Origin of the sequence: Micromonospora sp. NPDC020750 (assembly GCF_044334565.1) — a bacterium.
In the GTDB taxonomy this organism is placed as follows: domain Bacteria; phylum Actinomycetota; class Actinomycetes; order Mycobacteriales; family Micromonosporaceae; genus Micromonospora.
Genome location: NZ_JBIRTH010000001.1, coordinates 137,377 through 154,372, shown reverse-complemented (window position 1 = coordinate 154,372; position 16,996 = coordinate 137,377). Strand labels below are relative to the sequence as shown.

The following is a 16,996-nucleotide window of genomic DNA, read 5'->3' as shown; positions in this document are numbered from 1 at the left end:
GTGCGGTGGGGCCGGTGGTCATCTGCCGGTACGCGCGCGCACCGGCTCCCGGGCCGCGGGCACCTCCGCGGCGTCGATGTTCATCTTGCCGATCACCCGGTCGGCCGCGTGCTGGATGTGGACCTGCACGGCGGCCACCGCCGCCGTCACGTCCCCCGCCACACACGCGTCGAGGATGGCCCGGTGCTCCCGGACCCGCTCCTCGTTCTGCCCGGTCGGGGTGACCGTGGCGAACCGGTACCGCTCGCTGTTTTCCCAGACCGGCTCCAGGCCGCGCAGCAGCCAGCGCGAACCGGCAGCCCGGTAGATGGTGAAGTGGAACTCGGTGTGCGCCCGGCGGGCAGCCGTGGCGTCGCCGCGCTCGGACGCGGCGACGTGCTCGTCGAGTGCCGCCTCGGCGCGCCGGGCGTCCGCGGCGGTGAACCGGGTCGCCGCCCGCTCGATCAGCGCCGTCTCCATGGCGATCCGGGCCTCGTGGGTGTCGACCGCGTCCTCGACGGTCAGCGGCATGACCCAGGCGCCCTTGTGCTGGACCACCTCGACCAGGCCGATCGCTGCCAACCGCCGGATCGACTCCCGGACCGGGCTCATGCTCATGCCGAGCAGGTCGGCCATCTCGTTGAGCCGCAGCGGGGTACCGGCCGGCAGCCGACCGGTGAGGATCGCCTCGTGCAGGACCGCGGTCGCCGAGTCGGCGAGGGTGCGGTGCTGCCCGTCGGCTCCACCGGCACCGACCCGACCGTCATCGCCGGCGTCACCCAGGACGGTTCTACGATGCGTTGCTGCCACGGTGTGCCTCCGGGTAAAGCCGCTGGTGGATGCCGTCCGCGTCCCGTCGTCTTCGGGAACATGCGGGACATGATCCTGGTTCATGGGTGTTTCGGGTGCTCCCACAAACGCACCGGCGCGCTTTGGAAATGGTACCAATTTCGCCGCCGTGGAATGGTGCGGGGCGGTGCCACGTTGCCCCGTCCCGCACCCGCCAGGGATCAGTGCAGCTTCGTGAGCCGTACTCGGTTTCGCAGCTCACCGAGCCCTTCCACCCGGGTCACCACCAGGTCGCCGTCGTTCAGGAACACCTGCGGATCGCGGGCGTTCCCGATGCCGCTCGGCGTTCCGGTGAGCACCACGTCGCCGGCCCGCAGGGTCATCCCCCAGCTCAGTTCGGCGATGATCCGGGCGAATGGGAAAGCCATCTGCGCGGTCGACGCGTCCTGGAGCACCACGCCGTTCACCTCGCACCGGATGCGCAGGTCAGCCGGATCCGGCACCTCGTCGACGGTGGTCAGCCACGGCCCGAGCGGCATGGTGGCGTCGATGCTCTTGCCCTTGAGCCACTGACCGCCGTGCGCGCGTTGCAGGTCGCGCTGCGACACGTCGTTGGCGACGCAGAACGCCGCCACGTACGACATCGCGTCCGCCTCGCCCACCGAACGGCAGTCCGCGCCGATGACCAGCGCCACCTCCGCCTCGTAGTCCCACTTGGCGGAGATCCGCGGGTCGTAGGCGATGTCGTCGTACGGGCCGACGACCGTGTCCGGGCCCTTGGTGAAGAAGGTCGGGTGCTTGGGGGGCTCCGCGGGGTCCTGCCCCTCCCGCTTGCCGCGCGACTCCTCGAAGTGGTCCCAGTAGTTCCAGCCGGTGCAGAGGATGTCCCGGTTGAACCGGCGCAGTGGCGCGTCGAGCCGGACCTCGGCCAGCGGCACCGCCGCGACCTGCCGCGCGGCGGCGCGAACCGCGTCCAACGCGTCCGCGCCGCCCCGGATCGCCTCGTCGAGCCCGCCCAGCTCGGCGGGGAGCACGGCGACGGTGTCGCCGTGCACCACCCCGATCCGCCGGCCGCCCTCGGTGAGCACGCTGGCGAGCCTCATCAGGCGTCCTGCCCGTCGTCGATCACGGCGATCGCGTTGATCTCGATGAGGTAGTCCTTGTTCACGAACTTGGAGACCTCCACCATCGTCGAGGCCGGCGGCTCACCGGTGAAGTACTGCCGGCGCACCTCGTGGATGGCGTTGAAGTCCTCCATGTTGCGGACGTAGACGTCCACCCGCACGATGTCCTCCAGCGACCCGCCGGCGGCCGTCATCGCGGCGCGCAGGTTCTGGCAGACCTGGTGCGTCTGGGCGGAGACGTCACCGACGCCGGTGACCCCGCCGGAGCGGTTGCGGGCGGTCATGCCGGACACGAACACCATCCGGCCCCGCGCCCTGATCTGGGTGGCCTGGGCGAAGTGACCGTTCGGGACGGCCAGCTCGGGGGAAACGATCTGCTGCTTGGGCATGGTCATCCTCTCTTTCCGAGGGTGGGGCTAGCGGGCGTCCGCCGGATCGGTGTACCACCGCGGCTGGGTCGGGTAGTGCGGCCCGTCGTAGATCTCCAGCAGGATGCTCTCCTCTTCGGCGAGCGTCGGCCCGTGCAGGCTGCCCTTCGGGTTCCAGTAGAAGGAGCCCGAGGTGAGGGTCAGCCCGGTGGGCACGTAGGTGTACCGGCCGCTGAGGCAGAACATGAACTGGTTGGACGCGTGCGAGTGGCGCAGCGGGATGCCGGACCCCTTGCGGAACCGGATCAGCGAGATGGACGCCTCGGTCTCGTCGTCGCGCCACAGCGCCTTGTGCGAGAGGCCGGCGAGCGTCTTGTCCGCCCAGTCCAGCTCGTCGGTCTGGAGCAGGATCTCGCGGAACCGGGCCAGCACCACGCCGCCCGGGGCGGGCACCAGCTCCTCCCGCGACCGGTCGGCCGCCTCCCCGCCGTAGTTCGACGGCTCGGAGAGGTTGTTGGCCCACTCCTGCGGGTCGACGCCGGCCGGCACCGGCGGGGCCGGCACGAGCGGGGGCAGGTCGCTCACTGGTCGCCCTGACCGGCCACGAGGTTCTCCCCGAGGCACTTCAGCTCGACGAGCCGGCTGTGGTAGCGGGTCGTGCCGTGGTTGGTGAGCATGTGGACCTCGCCCGGCGCGCGGTAGACCACCCCGCCGACGGCCTCGTGCACCAGCCGCGGGTCGCCGCCGGCCAGCGCGTCGATCCGGTTGTCGGCGGCCGCCAGCGCGATCACCAGGTACGGGTTGAGGTGGTGGTGCCAGGGCTGCTGCTCACCGGGCTCCAGGCTGATCTCCCAGACCCGCACCTGGTCGTTCTCGAAGACCACCCGTTGGCCGACGGCGCCCAGCTCGACCTGGCTTCCGTCCGGGGCGGTCGCGTGACCGTAGTTACTCATTGTCATCCCTTTCGCAGACGATGGGGTGGTCAGGCCGGGTCACGGGGCGGTGGGCAGCCGGTGATCCGGGTGTAGAGCTGGGCGGCCGTGTCGACGCCGGTGGCCGGGTCGAATGGGACGATCGCCGCGACGTGCCCGTCCGGGCGGACCAGCACCAGGGTGTCGTCGGCGACCCCGAACCGGCGTCGCACCCGGTCGCCCGGGTCGAACAGCGCCCGGTCCCGTAGCCCGGAGTCGTGCGGCGCGTCCCACCGGCTCACCACGTGGTGCCGCAGCGCGGGCGAGTCCTGCGGCGGCAACGCCGGCCCCCGGCGGGGGTCGGTGAAGTACAGCGCCACGAAGGCATCGGCCGCGAGGTCGTGCAGGTGCACCGTGCCGGACTGGCCGAACAGTGGCAGGTCGGGGCTGCGCGCCCCGGCCAGCACCGGCAACGGCTCGTCGCCGGCGGCGACCATCGACCAGTCGCCCGTGCCGTCCACGTCGAGGCGTACCCCGAGCATCGCCCGGGTGAACGCGTTGCCCCAGTTGCCGGCGGTCATCACCCCCGGGTCGTCCGCCCGCCGGGCCATGTAGGCCCGCGCCGCCGCGGCCATCGACGCGGAGCCCTTGGTGGCGACCGGCTCCTGCTCGACCTGGTAACCGTCGAGCAGGCTCTCCTCGGCCCAGCCACGCAGCACCCAGGCCATCCGCCAGGGCAGGTTGGAGGCGTCCAGGACGCCGGTGTTCAGGCCCAGCGCCCACATCGGCGTGATCAGGTGCGCGGCATCGCCGAGCAGGAAGACCCGCCCGTCCTGCCACCGGTCGGCCACCCGCTGGTGGACGTTGTAGACGTTGGTGCCGACGATCTCCAGGGTCTTGGTGTCCCCGATGAACCGGCGTGCCTTGTCGACCAGTTCCTCCCGGCTCGGCTCGGCCTGCCCGGCCGGCAGCGGGTAGAGGAAGCGCCAGCAGTGCGGCTGGCGGACCAGGATCATCCACTCCTTCGGATCACCGAAGTAGGCCAGGTAGGGGTAGTCGCGGGGGTTCTCCACGTCCAGGTCGACCTTCAGGTCGACCAGCATGTACCGCTCCTGGTACGTCTCGCCCTCGACCGACGCGCCGATCTGCTCCCGGACGACGGACCGGCCGCCGTCGCAGGCCAGCAGGTACCGCACGGGCACGGTCCGCTCCCCCTCGGCGGTACGCAGCCGCAGGTCCACCCGGTCCGGATGCTGGACGAAGTCGAGCAGCCGGTGCCCCATGTGCAGCGCGCCGGGGGCGGTGGCGTCCAGCCGCTGCCGCAGGATCGGCTCCAGCTCGTGCTGCGGGATGTTGATGATGAACGGGAACCGGGTGTCCTCGGTCAGGTCGCCGGTCCGGACGCTGAGCGTCTGGGTGTTGGTGGCCCGGTCCAGCTCGCCGATCTCGTCGATGCGCAGCGACCCGGCCAGCACGTCGTCCAGGGCGCCGTACCGGTGCAGCACCTCCAGGGTGCGGGTGAGGACGGTGCCGGCCTTGGTGTCCAGCGACAGCCGCTCGTCCTCCTCGAAGACGACCACCGGTACGCCGTAGTGGGCCAGGCCCAACGCGGTGACCAGGCCGACCGGCCCGGCACCGACGATGCCCACCGGCAACTGCTCGGTCGTGTCGCTCATTTCGCCTCGCTCCTCGGGTACGCCCGGTCACGGGTAAGGGTGGATCCGGTCATCGTCGCGGCCGGCGAGAGCAGGAACATCAGCGGGCCGGCCACATCGGCCGGCGTGCCGATGCCGGTGGCCCGCTGCCAGTGCTCCCGTTCCCCGCCGGTCGGGTTGGCCTGCTGGAACTGCAAAGTGTCCACCACGCCGGGGAAGACGGTGTTCACCCGGATCCGGTGCTCGGCGACCTCGGCGGCGAGCGACTTGGCGAAGGCGATGAGCGCCCCCTTGCTCGCCGCGTAGGCCGACGCCTGTGCCCGGCCGGCGGTGGCCAGGCCCGAGGCGAAGACCAGGATCGTGCCCGAGCGGCGGGCGATCATGTCCGGCAGGACCGCCTGCGCGCACCAGACCACCCCGTCGAGGTTCACCGCGAGCGTGCGCCGCCACTGCTCGGGGTCCATGTCGACCACGTCGCACCGGGGCTGCACCGCCGCGCCGGCCACCAGGGCGTCGATCCGGCCGTGCTCGGCGAGCACCCGGCCCACGGCGGCGTGCACCGCGTCCCGGTCGGACACGTCCACCCGGTGCTCCTGCACCCGCCCGCCGGGGTGCGGCTGGCCGGGTGCCACGTCGAACACCACGGCCGTGCCGCCCGCGTCGGCGTACGCGTGGGCGAGGGCGGCGCCGATCCCGTTGGCGCCGCCGGTGACCACGAGCACCTCGCCGGTGGCATCGAAACTGGCCTGCATGACTTCCTTCTCCTTCCTCGGACCGGACCGGCTCAGCCGGCGCTGCCCGGCGCGGTGAGCGGCACGCCCAGCCCGGCGGCGACCTCCACCAGCCCGGCGAAGACCGACGGCTGGAGCGCCACGCCCTCGCGCAGCGCCCGGTCGTACCGGCCGGCTTCGATGTCGCCTGGCAGGTGGACCTGTTCCACGCCGGGTGCCAGCGCGGAGCCGAGCACCTGGCCGGCCAGGTCGTCCACCCGGCGGGCGATCTCCTCCGCGTCCTCGGCGAACGCCTCGGCGTCCAGGGCGAGGAAGAAGTGCGCGCAGTCGTTGGGCACCGACACGTCGGCGTAGAGGCCCTGGACCGCCCGGCCGTACGCCCCGCCGGACAGCACCCCGGTGAGCACGTCGACCATGAGGGCGAGGCCGTATCCCTTGTGGGCACCGGACGGCAGCAGGAGCCCCTTGAGCGCGGCGGCAGGGTCGGTGGTGGGCCGCCCCTGCGCGTCGGTCGCCCAGCTCGCGGGGATCTCGCGGCCCTCGCCGGCGGCCAGCCGGACCTTGCCGAGCGCGGCCTCGGACAGCGCCACGTCGAGGATCACCGGCTTGCCGCCGGCGCGGGGTACGCCCACCGCGAGCGGGTTGTTGCCGACCACCGCCGAGGCGCCGCCCGGGGCGGGCATCAGCGGGCGGGTGTTGGCCGCCGCGATGCCGACGCAGCCGTTGCGCGCGGCGAAGTCCACGTAACGGAACGCCCCACCGAAGTGGAACGCCCGGCGGACGGTGACCACGCCGACGCCGTACGCCTGGGCCTTCGCCACCGCCAGCCGCATCGCCTGGTCACCGGTGAGCTGCCCCAACGCGTGGCCGGCGTCGAGCACCGCGATGGCGCCCTTGTCCCGAACCACCTCGGCCCGCTCGGCCCGGCTGACCGAGCCGGCCCTGATCCGGTCGACGTACATCGGCAGCAGCATCACCCCGTGCGAGCCGATCCCGCGCATGTCGGCGTCCACCAGGGACCCGGCGACCAGGCCGGCCGCCTGCTCGGAGAAGCCCAGGGCGCCGAAGACCGAGGCGACCGCGTCGGTGAGCCACCGGACCGGGATCGTCGGCTGGAAGTCCGGCGCGCTCATGGCCGGTCCGCCCACGGCACGAAGAACCGCTCGACTGCGGCGAGCAGGTAGAACAGCACGACACTCATCACCCCGAGCAGAATCATCGCGGCGAAGGCCAACGCGGTGTCGGCGCTCGCGCCGGAGGCGACGATCGCGTAACCCAGCCCTTCGGTGGCACCGACGAACTCGGCGATCACCGCGCCGATGACGGCGAGGGTGATGGCGAGCTTGAGCCCGACGAAGAGCTGCGGAATGGCGGCCGGCATCCGGATCATGCGGAACGTCTGCCACCAGTTGGCCTTCAGCGACCGGCCCAGCTCGACCAGGTCGGCCGGGGTGGAGCTGAGCCCGGCGGCGGTGGAGATGACGATCGGGAAGAAGCAGACCAGGAAGACCAGGAAGACCTTGGGGAACTGGCCGAAGCCCATCCACACCACCAGCAGCGGCGCGACGGCCACCTTCGGTACGGCGTTGAGCATCAGCAGCAGCGGGTAGACGGTCCGCTCCAGCATCCGCGAGGCGGTGACGATCAGCGCCAGCGGCACCCCGACCGCGATTGCCAGTGCGAAGCCCAGCAGCGTCTCGGCGAGGGTGACCAGGGTGTTGTCCCACAGGTAGCCGGCCTGCTCGACCATGGCCTGTCCCACCTGCACCGGGGACGGCAGGATGAAGCTCTCCACCTCGAAGACGACCGTGATCGCCCACCACAGGGCGACGGCGGCCACGACGCCGAGCACGGGCGGAAGGTGCTGGAGCCAGCGGGCGTCCGAGCGTGGCTTGTCGGGGCGGGTACGGCGGGACTCGGTGACCGTCACCGTGCCACCTCCTCGGGGGTCATGAGCAGGTCGTGCAGGCGGGCGCGCAGTTCGCCGAGTTCGGCCGAGTGACCGTCGTGTCCCAGCGAACGGGGACGGGCGATGTCGATGTCCACGATCTGCCGCAGCCGGCCCGGTCGCGGGCTGAGCACGACGACCCGGTCGGCGAGCAGCACCGCCTCGTCGACCGAGTGCGTCACGAACAGCACGGTCGAGGCGTGTTTCATCTGGAGGCGCTGGAGTTCCACCGTGAGGTCGGCGCGGGTGAGCGCGTCGAGCGCGGAGAACGGCTCGTCCATCAGCAGCACCCGGGGCTGCTGGATGAGGGCCCGGCACAGCGAGACCCGCTGCTGCATGCCGCCGGAGAGCTCGTGCGGCAGGCGCTTCTCGAAGCCGTTCAGCCCGACCAGGTCGAGCAGTTCGTGCGCGCGGGTCCGGGCGTCCCGCCGGTCCAGTTTGAACACCTGGGTCGGCAGCAGCACGTTGTCGACGACCGACCGCCACGGCAGCAGCGCCGGGCGCTGGAACATGAAGCCGACGTCCCGCCGGGGCCCGTTGATCGGGGTGCCGGCGACGGTTATCTCGCCCGAGGTGGCCGATTGGAGGCCCGCCACCAGCCGCAGCAGGGTGGACTTGCCGCAGCCGGACCGCCCGACGATCGCCACGAACTCGCCGTCGGCGACCTCCAGCGACACATCGCGCAGGGCCTCCACGTCACCGGCCCTGGTGCGGAAGATCTGCGAAACGTTACGAATTCCGATCATGGTCTCGCCCCTCGCGGTGCGCGCGGCAAACGGACCGCGCGCACCGCCGTCGAAGAGGAAGTTACGGCTTTGCGATGTCGTAGACGCCGAGGTCGTCGGCGCTCGGCGTCGACTTGAGGGTGCCGGTGCCGGAGAGCAGCTTGATCATCGCCTCCACCCGTGCCCGGTCGAGCTTCCCGGCCTGCCCGCCGTCGACCAGGACGTACGGCCGCATCTCGGTGAGTTCGGCGGCGGCGACCTTCTCGTCCGCCGTCCGGTCGTGCTTCTTGAGCAGCTGGGCGGCTTCCTCGGGGTGTTCCACCGCGTAGACCAGACCCTTGACCAGCGCCGCCGTGAACTTCTCGACCTGTGCGCGGTCGCTGTCCAGCTTCGTGGCGGAGACCAGCAGGCCGTTGCCGTACAGGTCGGGCAGCTTGTCCGCGTACGGCAGCATGGTGACGGTCTTGCCGCCGGCCGCCTTCTCCAGCAGCGGCTTACCGGCGGCGAACTGGCCGATCGCGTCCACCGAGCCGGCGGCGAGCAGCTGCGGCAGCGACTGCGGCGAGGACGGGACGAACTTCACCGACTTGGGGTCGATGCCGGCCGCCTTGGCGTACGCCGGGAAAATGATCATGTTGGTGGAGCCGGAGCTGTCCGCGATGCTGGATCCGGGCAGCTTCTCCGGCGAGTCGATCGCCTTGTCCAGCGAGGCGATGCCGGCCATCGACCTCTGGTGGATGGCGGCCACCGCGCGCACCGGCATCTTCTCGTTGGCCATCGTGGTGATGACCCCGGAGAGGTCGCCGGTGCCGTAGTCGGCCTGCCCCGACCCGATCAGCTTCATGACGTCGACGGTGCCGGTGCCGGGCTTGATGGTGACGTTGAGCCCGGCCTCCTTGAAGTAGCCCTTCTCCAGGGCGACGTAGGCGTACGAGTCCCGACCGAACGTCCCGAAGGAGGTCAGGTAGGTGACGGAGGCGGCATCGGGGGAATCGGTCTTCTCCGAACCACCACAGCCGGAGACGGTGAGTGCGAGAGCCGCCGCGGCGACTGCCGCGACGAGACGGTTACGACCTGACATGTGACCTCCTGCGTGGACGGGATTTATCAAATGTCAAACTTCTCGAACCGTCAAGACCCAGTTTCGATAACGCTGCCCAGCCCGCCACCCCGCCCGGCCTGCGGAGGAGCGAGCTACCGGCCCGAGCGGCGGCCCCCGGACGCCCCGCGGCGACCGGCCCGCGGCGTCCCAGGGTGGCCCGTCAGGCGGGTGGCTTGGACGCTGCGGCGTTGCGGAACCGCTCGTGCGCCGACTGCCGGCTGATGCCGAGCGCGTGGCCGATCTCGGCCCAGGAGAGCCCGGCCTCCCGGGCCGCCAGCACGGCACGTTCGATCAGCGGCCGTTGCCAGCGTTCCACCTCGGCGAGGATGCCGAGCGCCTGCAACGGCCAGGCGGTGGCCAGTTCGGCCACGTTGTCCCGCAGGGTGTCGGAGCGGCCCAGCAACCAGCCGGGCGGAGTGGCGGCCAGGATCGGCCTGATGTGTCCGCCCCACTCGGAGGTGGCCATCCAGCGCCCCTCCTCGGCGGCCGGATAGTCGCTGGCGCCGACCCAACCGCAACCGCACCGGGCCCGGTAGCCGACGGTGCCGACCGGCGCTGCGGCGTCGGTGCTCAGCGTCCCGTCCGGCAAGCGGAACCCGATGAGGTTCGCGTGCCCTGGAACCGTTGCCTCCGCCATCCCGCAAGCATATGTGCGTCAGGGTTTCCTGACTGGTGATGTCAGGATATCTTGACGCAGCTGCCCGGGCTGGTCCTCGCCCGGGCCCGACGCTCCGAGAGGAGAACGCATGTCCGTGGTCAGCGGCACGGTGGTCCGGGGTTACGAGCCGGTCCGGGAGGCGTTCCTGGCGAACTTCGAGACGCGGTCCGAGATCGGCGCGGCCCTCAGCGTCTACCGGCACGGCCGGGAGGTGGTCCGACTGTGGGGCGGGGTCGCCGATCCCACCACCGGCCGCGCCTGGCGGGAGGACACCCTCCAGGTGGTCTACTCGACCACCAAGAGTGTGCCCGCCGCCTGTGCCCACCTGCTGGCCCAGCGGGGGCAGCTCGACCTGGCAGCCCCGGTCGCCGAGTACTGGCCGGAGTTCGCGGCGGCCGGCAAGGGCGGCATCCCGGTCCGCTGGCTGCTGTCCCACCAGGCGGGACTGCCCGTACTCGACCGCCCGATCCCCCGGGCGCAGGCACTGACCTGGGAGCCGATGGTCGCGGCGCTGGCCGCCCAGGCACCCGTCTGGGAGCCGGGCACGGCGCACGGCTACCACTCGCTGACCTTCGGCTGGCTGGTCGGCGAGGTGGTACGCCGGGTCTCCGGCCGCAGCCTGGGCACGTACTTCGCGGACGAGATCGGCAAGCCGCTCGGCCTGGACCTCTGGGTCGGCCTGCCCGCATCGGAGGCGTACCGGGTCAGCCGGCTCGTCGAGCAGCCGGTGGAGCAGCCCGGCACTGCGACACCCGAGGCGCTGCGGGAGGTGCTCGCCCGGTACACCGATCCGACCTCGCTGGTGGTCCGGTCGGCCGCGGTAACCGACCCGCCGCTCGACCTCTCCGACCCGGAGACCTGGACGGCCGAGATCCCCTCGGTCAACGGCATCTGCACGGCGTCGTCACTGGCCCGTTTCTACGCCGGCCTGATCGGCGAGGTCGACGGGTTCCGGATCCTCGACGCGGCCACCCTCGCCACCGCCACCGCCGAACAGGCCAGCGGTGTCGACCGGGTGCTGATGGTTCCGACCCGGCCTGCGCTCGGCTTCGGTCTACCCCTGCCGGACCAGCCCTGGTGGTCACCCACCGCCTTCGGCTTCCCCGGCCACGGCGGCTCGCTCGGCTACGCCGATCCGGCCAGCGGCATCGCCTTCGGGTACGTGATGAACGGCCTGCGCGTCACGATGACCCCGGACCCCCGAACGACCGGCCTGATCGAGGCAGTCCGGGCGGTCGTGTCCCGCCAACCTGCCTGACCCCCGCCGTCCACGCCGGACCCTGACCACCGGCCGCCCCGATCCGCGTGGACGCCGAAAGCCCGGCTCCGGCCGGGCTCACTCGCCGTCGGTGTCCTCGATGAGGATGCCCAACGCCCCCGCCAGGGTGTACGACAGGGCGGCGAGGTCCTGCTGGGCCACGATCGCCCCGGCCATGCTCGTCACGCCGCCGATCCCGGCCAGGACGCAGTTGGCGAACCGGGTGCCCTCCAACGTCGCCTGGGAGAACTGCGCACCGCTCAGGTCGCAGTCGGTGAACCGGGCCCCGCGCAGGTCCGCGTTCTGGAAGTCCGCCCGGGTCAGGTTGCACCCCTCGAACGCCACACTGGTGAAAGCCGTGAACCGCCACGACGACAGGTCCAGCCGGCAGTCCGAGACCGTCACATCCCGCACCGCGCCGTTGATCCACTGCACGCCGGTCATCCGCGCCGTCGACAGCCGCACCCGCTGCAGCGACGACTTCTCCGCCCGCAGGTTCGCCAGGTTCGTGCTCTCGAACAGGCAGTCGGTGAACCTCGCTCCCTCCAGCCCGACCCCGCTCAGGTCCGTGCCCCTGAACCGGCACTGCGCGAACTCGGCCCCGTCCGCCGACCGTCCCGACAGGTCGAGATCGAAGAAGCCCAGCCGGCGGAACGTGGCCTCGTCCTCGACGGCGGCGCTCTCCACGGTGGCCAGCTCCAGCGACGCCGGTGGCTTCGGCTTCACCGGCGCCCGCCACCGACCAGCACCACCACGCGACGATCGCACCACCATCCCCGCAGGCTAGCCGAGACGCCGGGATCCCCGCGCAGCACGCAACACCGATCGAACGTTCTCGACGTCCCGTCGCATGGTGGCGATCAACTCCTCGATCGAGTCGAAGCGCTCAGGAACGCGTACCCGCTCGACGAAGTCGGTTGTCACCGCCTGGCCGTAGAGGTTGGCGGCAACGTCGAGCACGTAAGGCTCCACGGTGCGTCGACGGCCCTCGAAGGTGGGGTTCCGGCTGATCGAGATCGCGGCGGGATAGCGGACACCCCCGGCCATGTCCCCGTCGGACCAACTCCTGTCCACCACGGTGAACCAACCCGCGTAGATGCCGTCGCCGGGCACCACCGAATGCTTGGCGAGGGCGAGGTTCGCGGTGGGAAAACCGAGGCCACTCCCCCGGCCCTCGCCGTGCACGACCACCCCCGCCACCCGGTGCGGGCAGCCCAGCGTCTCCGCCGCTGCGGCCACGTCACCCGCCAGCAGGCGTTCCCTGACGTAGGCCACGGACAGCCGGTCCGGCTGCCGTTGCCCGGACGGGTCGACGGCATGCACGGCCACGCCGGCAAGCCGGCCCCGCGCCGCCGGGTCGCCCCCGCCGCCGGCAACGGCCGCCGGGTCGAGCACCAGCGCCACCGCCGGCAGCTTCGCCACGAGGGTGGCGACCGCCGACTCGTCCCAGCCGCCACCCGCCGGCACGACGGCGAGCGGCTGCACACAGATCGCGTCCACGCCCAGGCCCGCGAGCAGTCGTCCGTCGTCCTCGACGGCCACGGCCTCGGCCGGCGAGGCCACCAGGAACAGCAGCACGCAGGCCACCCCGCGTCGACGTGCCTCCGCGACGCCGCTCCACACCAGCCGGTCGCCTCCGGGCTGCGATCCGTCGCTCACGGCAAGGACGCACGGGCCCACATCGGAAGGTACGTCTGAGACGCCTCGCCAGATACGCACCGCGCAACCTTACCGGCCCGTCGGGCGACCCGGCCGTGCTCGGCGAGCGCACGGTCACCCACCGTCACCTGCTCGGCCGGCCGGGTGCGGTGGAGCCGGTCAGGCGCCGCGCGGGGCGTACATGATGACGGCGACGCCGAGCAGGCAGACGGCCGCGCCGGTCAGGTCCCACCGGTCAGGGCGAAACCCGTCGACGAACATGCCCCAGGCGAGGGAGCCGGCCACGAACACCCCACCGTAGGCGGCCAGGATGCGGCCGAAGTTCGGGTCGGGCTGAAAGGTGGCCACGAAGCCGTAGGCGCCGAGGGCGATCACGCCGGCGGCGACCCACCACAGGCCCCGGTGCTCGCGCCAGCCCTGCCACACCAGCCACGCGCCGCCGATCTCGGCGAGCGCGGCGAGGGCGAACAACAGCAGCGAACGGACGACGGTCACCTGCCGGACCGTACCCCAGCCGCCCCCGCCGGCCCCGCACCGTGACTCCCGGTGCCGCCCGGCGCTTCACGGCCCGGATCTGGTTGGGCGGGCCCGGTAGGGGAATCACTGACCGGTACCGCGCACCAGCGGCAAGAAGGGATGGGATCGTGAGCCACGACCAGCACGACCGGCAGGACCCCCAAGAGCAGTTCCGCACCCCGGACGAGCAGACCGGCGGACGGCAGTCCGCCCCCGGGAAGACCTGGAAGATGCCCGACGCCCCCGACCACGGCGAGGAAAGTTACCGGGGCACCGGCCGGCTGACCGGGAGGCGGGCCATCGTCACCGGCGGCGACTCCGGCATCGGCCGGGCCGTCACCCTCGCCTTCGCCCGCGAGGGCGCGGACGTGCTGATCACCTACCTGCCCGAGGAGGAGGCCGACGCCGAGGAGACGGCCCGGCTGGTACGCGACGCCGGTCGCACGGTGGTGACCGTGGCGGGCGACATCCGCGAGGAGGCGCACTGCCAGGAGATCGTCCGGCGGGCCGTCGACGAGTTCGGCGGCCTGGACATCCTGGTGAACAACGCCGCCCACCAGATGTCGCAGGCCGGCGGGATCACCGACATCAGCACCGAGCAGTTCGACCGGGTGCTCAAGACCAACCTGTACGCGATGTTCTGGCTCTGCAAGGCGGCGGTGCCGCACCTGGCACCCGGCGCGACGATCATCAACACGGCGTCGATCCAGGCGTACCAGCCCTCTCCCGACCTGTTGGACTACGCCACCACGAAGGCCGGCATCGTCAACTTCACCAAAGGGCTGGCGCAGAATCTGGCGGACAGGGGCATCCGGGTCAACTGTGTGGCGCCCGGCCCGATCTGGACCCCGCTGATCCCGGCGACCATGCCCCCGGAGAAGGTCGAATCGTTCGGCGCGGATGTGCCGCTGGGTCGGGCCGGCCAGCCGGCCGAGCTGGCCCCGGCGTACGTCTTCTTCGCCTCCCAGGAGTCCAGCTACGTCACGGGCGAGGTGCTCGGGGTGACCGGTGGCAAGCCACTGGCGTGACCGGCTGGTGGACCGCCGGACGCCGTGTGAGCGGCAGGCCCCGCGGGTAAACCGGGATGATGGGATTGCTGCATACGTCGCCGCCACCACCCCGCGCCACGGAACTGCGCTGCTGGACCCTGTCCACCGGAGCGGAGCTTCGTGGCCTCCGCGCGTCCCTGCACGAGGCGTTCACCGGGCACGCCATCGCCGAGGGCGAGGAACTCGACGGCATCCCCGAGCGGGTCGTACTGGTCGCCACGGAGCTGGCCACCAACGCCCTGCTGCACGGGCTGCCGCCGACCACGGTCCGGCTGCTGCGGGACGAGGACGTGTTCATCCTCGACGTCACCGACCACGACCTGACCACCGTGCCCGAGCTGGCCGACACCTGCCCGCTGGGCGCCGGCGGTCGGGGCCTCCAGCTCGCCCGGGCCTTCTCCCTGGACGTCGGCTGGTACGCCACGGAGGACACGAAGCACATCTGGGCGTCCTTCCCGCGCGGGGAGGCTCAGGGCGACGGACGGTGAACGAGCCCGCGGCCTGGCCGTCAGCGGGTCGGGGACGTGGTGTCCAGGCCAAGCGTGGCCAGCACGCCGGTGATCTCCAGGACCCGGCGCACGGCGGGCTGGACGTCGACGACCGTGAGCCGGCAGCCCTGCTCGGCGGCGCGGGCATGGGTGCGCAGCAGGACCAGGATGCCGGACGAATCCAGGAACCGGACCCCGCCGAAGTCGACCTCCAGCGCGGCCAGCGGCGGGCCGTCCAGGACGCCGGTCAGGGCCGCCGCCAGCTCACCGGAGGTGGCCAGGTCGACCTCGCCGGTCACGGCGAGCAGCCCCCGGTTCCCGGTGACCGAGAGCGGGGTGATCGACAGGTGACTGGACGTCGGCCATGGCTCTGGCATCGGCCTGGCGGGGCTCAACGAACCACTCCCCCTGATCGGTGACCGGCAGCGGTCCCTCGTAGCAGAAGGCGGGTACCGGCTTCGTTCGCCCCAGGGTAGCCGTAACCCGGATCAATCGCGTCCTCCGGGGCCACGCCCGAGCCTGCCGGCACGGGCCGCCCTACCGGCCGGCAGGGCGGCGAACATGCCTCCGGCTCGGCCCCGCAGCCTTCGCCGGCACGGGGGCGGCTGGGGACGACGAGCGGCGCGACGACCGACCCCGGGGGTCTCCGGGCCGGACGTGGTGGCGCTCACGCCCGGCCCGGCCCAGCACGGCCCGGCGGTACGGTTTCCGGGCGGACCGGCACCGGCCCGCCCCGCGAGCCGCCGGCCGAACACCGGGGACCAGGACTGACGGAGGACACCGTGCCGGACGCCGACGAGCTGGTCGCCGACGCCCTCGCGGCGGCGCGCGGCACCGACGTACGCGCGGCGGAACGGCAGCTCGACCGGCTGGTGGTCGGCGCGGGCGTCGCGGACGGCCCGGCGGCGGTGGACGCCGCCCTGGTGGCCCGCCTGGTGCGCGGCGTGGGCCGGCTCTGGCCCCGGGGCTGGCAGCCGGCGGACCTGGCCCGGATCGCGGCCCGCCGACTCGGCCCGCCGGCCGGGCGGCTGGTGGTCGACCTGACCGCCGCCCAGCGCCGGGACCTGGCCGGCACGGTTCCCGGCTGGTGGGACGACCAGCTCGCCGGCCTCGACGCGGCCGTGTGGTGGGACGACGACCGCCGCTACCTGACGTCCTGGGCGGCCCGGGAGGGCACCGACCGGATCGCCGCCCTGCGCGACGCGGTGGACGTGCTGGCGTTGGTCGAGGGGCTGCCCCCGATCGCGGTGCTCCGCCCGCCGCCCGGCACCACCGACCGGGCAGCGGCCGTTCCTGCCGGTGGCAGCGGGTCGCGGATGCTCGACCGGGTGCGGGCCCTGCTGGCCAAGGCCGAGTCGACCACCTTCCCGGCGGAGGCGGAGGCGCTGACCGGCAAGGCGCAGGAGCTGATGACCCGGCACAGCCTCGATGTCGCCCTGGTCGCCGCGACCGCCGAGCGAACCGACGTGCCCGGCGGCGTGCGACTCGGCACGGAGCCGCCCTACCCGGGGGCGAAGGCGCTGCTGGTGCAGGAGGTGGCGGCGGCGAACCGGTGCGAGTCGGTCTGGTCCGACGACCTGGAATTCGCCACCGTGCTCGGCTTCCCGGCCGAGCTGGCCGCCGTCGAGCTGATCTACACGTCGCTGCTGGTGCAGGCCACCGCCGCGATGCTGCGCGGCCGGACCGAGCGCCGGTCCGCGGGCGGCAGCCGGCGGACGAAGGCGTACGACGAGTCGTTCCTCAACGCGTTCGCGCTGCGGATCGGCGAACGGCTGCGCTCCGCCACCGACGAGGCGAGCCGGGAGGCGGCCCTGGAGCAGGGGGCGGACCGGTTGCTGCCGGTGCTCGCGGCCCGCACGGAGGCGGTGCGGGAACGGCTGGACGACCTCTTCCCCGGGGTCACCAGCAAACGGCTCACGGTCGCCGACGAGGAGGGCTGGTCCTCCGGCACCTCGGCCGCCGACCGGGCGTCGCTGGACCCGGCCGGCCGGCCGCCCCGGCCGCTGCGCGGCGGCCGACCGGCCCGCTGACGAAGG

20 protein-coding genes are annotated in these 16,996 nt (G+C 72.5%); 4 read left to right on the top strand and 16 right to left on the bottom strand.

Annotation, left to right across the window (positions count from 1 at the left end):
• Positions 1-18: 18 nt before the first annotated feature.
• The 12 genes from ACH4T9_RS00770 to ACH4T9_RS00715 form a co-directional block, all read right to left on the bottom strand.
• On the bottom strand, positions 19-789 hold the full coding sequence (locus tag ACH4T9_RS00770; protein WP_396669130.1) for a GntR family transcriptional regulator: 771 nt from the start codon (positions 787-789) through the stop codon (positions 19-21).
• 200 nt (positions 790-989) lie between these two features.
• Complete coding sequence (locus ACH4T9_RS00765; protein ID WP_396669129.1) at positions 990-1,871, bottom strand: fumarylacetoacetate hydrolase family protein; 882 nt, start codon at positions 1,869-1,871, stop codon at positions 990-992.
• Positions 1,871-2,281, bottom strand: coding sequence for a RidA family protein (locus ACH4T9_RS00760; RefSeq protein WP_396669128.1), 411 nt, complete (start codon positions 2,279-2,281; stop codon positions 1,871-1,873). The genes ACH4T9_RS00765 and ACH4T9_RS00760 overlap by 1 nt, the downstream gene beginning before the upstream one ends.
• A 27-nt stretch (positions 2,282-2,308) precedes the next feature.
• Positions 2,309-2,845, bottom strand: a complete 537-nt coding sequence (locus ACH4T9_RS00755) for a cupin domain-containing protein (RefSeq protein WP_396669127.1) — start codon at positions 2,843-2,845, stop codon at positions 2,309-2,311.
• The gene (locus tag ACH4T9_RS00750; RefSeq protein ID WP_161689239.1) at positions 2,842-3,213 is read right to left on the bottom strand and encodes a hypothetical protein; all 372 of its coding nucleotides are present in this window, start codon (positions 3,211-3,213) and stop codon (positions 2,842-2,844) included. Before ACH4T9_RS00750 ends, ACH4T9_RS00755 begins: the two co-directional genes overlap by 4 nt.
• Before the next feature lie 29 nt (positions 3,214-3,242).
• A complete protein-coding gene (locus ACH4T9_RS00745; RefSeq protein WP_396669126.1) occupies positions 3,243-4,847 on the bottom strand; it encodes an FAD-dependent monooxygenase in 1,605 nt (534 codons plus the stop codon).
• The gene (locus ACH4T9_RS00740; protein WP_396669125.1) at positions 4,844-5,578 is read right to left on the bottom strand and encodes an SDR family NAD(P)-dependent oxidoreductase; all 735 of its coding nucleotides are present in this window, start codon (positions 5,576-5,578) and stop codon (positions 4,844-4,846) included. Before ACH4T9_RS00740 ends, ACH4T9_RS00745 begins: the two co-directional genes overlap by 4 nt.
• A gap of 32 nt (positions 5,579-5,610) precedes the next feature.
• The gene (locus tag ACH4T9_RS00735; RefSeq protein WP_396669124.1) at positions 5,611-6,690 is read right to left on the bottom strand and encodes an Ldh family oxidoreductase; all 1,080 of its coding nucleotides are present in this window, start codon (positions 6,688-6,690) and stop codon (positions 5,611-5,613) included.
• A complete protein-coding gene (locus ACH4T9_RS00730) occupies positions 6,687-7,487 on the bottom strand; it encodes an ABC transporter permease (RefSeq protein WP_396669123.1) in 801 nt (266 codons plus the stop codon). The genes ACH4T9_RS00735 and ACH4T9_RS00730 overlap by 4 nt, the downstream gene beginning before the upstream one ends.
• Positions 7,484-8,251, bottom strand: a complete 768-nt coding sequence (locus ACH4T9_RS00725) for an ABC transporter ATP-binding protein (protein WP_387021421.1) — start codon at positions 8,249-8,251, stop codon at positions 7,484-7,486. The genes ACH4T9_RS00730 and ACH4T9_RS00725 overlap by 4 nt, the downstream gene beginning before the upstream one ends.
• 61 nt (positions 8,252-8,312) lie before the next feature.
• Entirely contained in the window at positions 8,313-9,311 is a 999-nt protein-coding gene (locus ACH4T9_RS00720) for an ABC transporter substrate-binding protein (protein WP_396669122.1), read from the bottom strand.
• Positions 9,312-9,492: 181 nt separating this feature from the next.
• A complete protein-coding gene (locus tag ACH4T9_RS00715; RefSeq protein ID WP_396669121.1) occupies positions 9,493-9,969 on the bottom strand; it encodes a hypothetical protein in 477 nt (158 codons plus the stop codon).
• 109 nt (positions 9,970-10,078) lie between these two features.
• Here ACH4T9_RS00715 and ACH4T9_RS00710 point away from each other — a divergent pair, with 109 nt between their 5' ends.
• The gene (locus tag ACH4T9_RS00710; RefSeq protein WP_396669120.1) at positions 10,079-11,248 is read left to right on the top strand and encodes a serine hydrolase domain-containing protein; all 1,170 of its coding nucleotides are present in this window, start codon (positions 10,079-10,081) and stop codon (positions 11,246-11,248) included.
• Positions 11,249-11,326: 78 nt separating this feature from the next.
• On the opposite strand, the gene ACH4T9_RS00705 is transcribed toward ACH4T9_RS00710, so the two are convergent.
• From ACH4T9_RS00705 to ACH4T9_RS00695, 3 genes are all read right to left on the bottom strand, one after another.
• Positions 11,327-12,022 (bottom strand): pentapeptide repeat-containing protein, encoded by a 696-nt coding sequence (locus ACH4T9_RS00705; protein ID WP_396669119.1) that lies wholly within the window; start codon positions 12,020-12,022, stop codon positions 11,327-11,329.
• 9 nt (positions 12,023-12,031) lie between these two features.
• Positions 12,032-12,907: a riboflavin kinase gene (locus ACH4T9_RS00700; protein WP_396669118.1), complete on the bottom strand. Its 876-nt coding sequence runs from the start codon at positions 12,905-12,907 to the stop codon at positions 12,032-12,034.
• Positions 12,908-13,066: 159 nt separating this feature from the next.
• Positions 13,067-13,402 carry a YnfA family protein gene (locus tag ACH4T9_RS00695; protein WP_396669117.1) on the bottom strand — a complete coding sequence of 112 codons (336 nt, stop codon included), beginning with the start codon at positions 13,400-13,402 and terminating at the stop codon, positions 13,067-13,069.
• Between the two features lie 149 nt (positions 13,403-13,551).
• Between ACH4T9_RS00695 and ACH4T9_RS00690 the strand changes: the two genes are divergently transcribed.
• Positions 13,552-14,451, top strand: a complete 900-nt coding sequence (locus ACH4T9_RS00690; RefSeq protein WP_396669116.1) for an SDR family oxidoreductase — start codon at positions 13,552-13,554, stop codon at positions 14,449-14,451.
• A gap of 59 nt (positions 14,452-14,510) precedes the next feature.
• Entirely contained in the window at positions 14,511-14,960 is a 450-nt protein-coding gene (locus tag ACH4T9_RS00685; RefSeq protein WP_396669115.1) for an ATP-binding protein, read from the top strand.
• A gap of 20 nt (positions 14,961-14,980) precedes the next feature.
• On the opposite strand, the gene ACH4T9_RS00680 is transcribed toward ACH4T9_RS00685, so the two are convergent.
• Positions 14,981-15,337, bottom strand: a complete 357-nt coding sequence (locus ACH4T9_RS00680; RefSeq protein WP_396669114.1) for an STAS domain-containing protein — start codon at positions 15,335-15,337, stop codon at positions 14,981-14,983.
• Between the two features lie 405 nt (positions 15,338-15,742).
• Between ACH4T9_RS00680 and ACH4T9_RS00675 the strand changes: the two genes are divergently transcribed.
• The gene (locus tag ACH4T9_RS00675) at positions 15,743-16,990 is read left to right on the top strand and encodes a DUF2786 domain-containing protein (protein ID WP_396669113.1); all 1,248 of its coding nucleotides are present in this window, start codon (positions 15,743-15,745) and stop codon (positions 16,988-16,990) included.
• The last annotated feature ends 6 nt before the right edge of the window (positions 16,991-16,996 follow it).

Bases quoted from the DNA above. Each gene is read 5' to 3' on its own strand.
- ACH4T9_RS00715 (WP_396669121.1), bottom strand. From the start codon at position 9,969: ATGGCGGAGGCAACGGTTCCAGGGCACGCGAACCTCATCGGGTTCCGC.
- ACH4T9_RS00685 (WP_396669115.1), top strand. From the start codon at position 14,511: ATGGGATTGCTGCATACGTCGCCGCCACCACCCCGCGCCACGGAACTG.
- ACH4T9_RS00740 (WP_396669125.1), bottom strand. From the start codon at position 5,578: ATGCAGGCCAGTTTCGATGCCACCGGCGAGGTGCTCGTGGTCACCGGC.
- ACH4T9_RS00765 (WP_396669129.1), bottom strand. From the start codon at position 1,871: ATGAGGCTCGCCAGCGTGCTCACCGAGGGCGGCCGGCGGATCGGGGTG.
- ACH4T9_RS00725 (WP_387021421.1), bottom strand. From the start codon at position 8,251: ATGATCGGAATTCGTAACGTTTCGCAGATCTTCCGCACCAGGGCCGGT.
- ACH4T9_RS00680 (WP_396669114.1), bottom strand. From the start codon at position 15,337: ATGCCAGAGCCATGGCCGACGTCCAGTCACCTGTCGATCACCCCGCTC.
- ACH4T9_RS00720 (WP_396669122.1), bottom strand. From the start codon at position 9,311: ATGTCAGGTCGTAACCGTCTCGTCGCGGCAGTCGCCGCGGCGGCTCTC.
- ACH4T9_RS00745 (WP_396669126.1), bottom strand. From the start codon at position 4,847: ATGAGCGACACGACCGAGCAGTTGCCGGTGGGCATCGTCGGTGCCGGG.
- ACH4T9_RS00750 (WP_161689239.1), bottom strand. From the start codon at position 3,213: ATGAGTAACTACGGTCACGCGACCGCCCCGGACGGAAGCCAGGTCGAG.
- ACH4T9_RS00710 (WP_396669120.1), top strand. From the start codon at position 10,079: ATGTCCGTGGTCAGCGGCACGGTGGTCCGGGGTTACGAGCCGGTCCGG.
- ACH4T9_RS00760 (WP_396669128.1), bottom strand. From the start codon at position 2,281: ATGCCCAAGCAGCAGATCGTTTCCCCCGAGCTGGCCGTCCCGAACGGT.
- ACH4T9_RS00735 (WP_396669124.1), bottom strand. From the start codon at position 6,690: ATGAGCGCGCCGGACTTCCAGCCGACGATCCCGGTCCGGTGGCTCACC.
- ACH4T9_RS00705 (WP_396669119.1), bottom strand. From the start codon at position 12,022: ATGGTGGTGCGATCGTCGCGTGGTGGTGCTGGTCGGTGGCGGGCGCCG.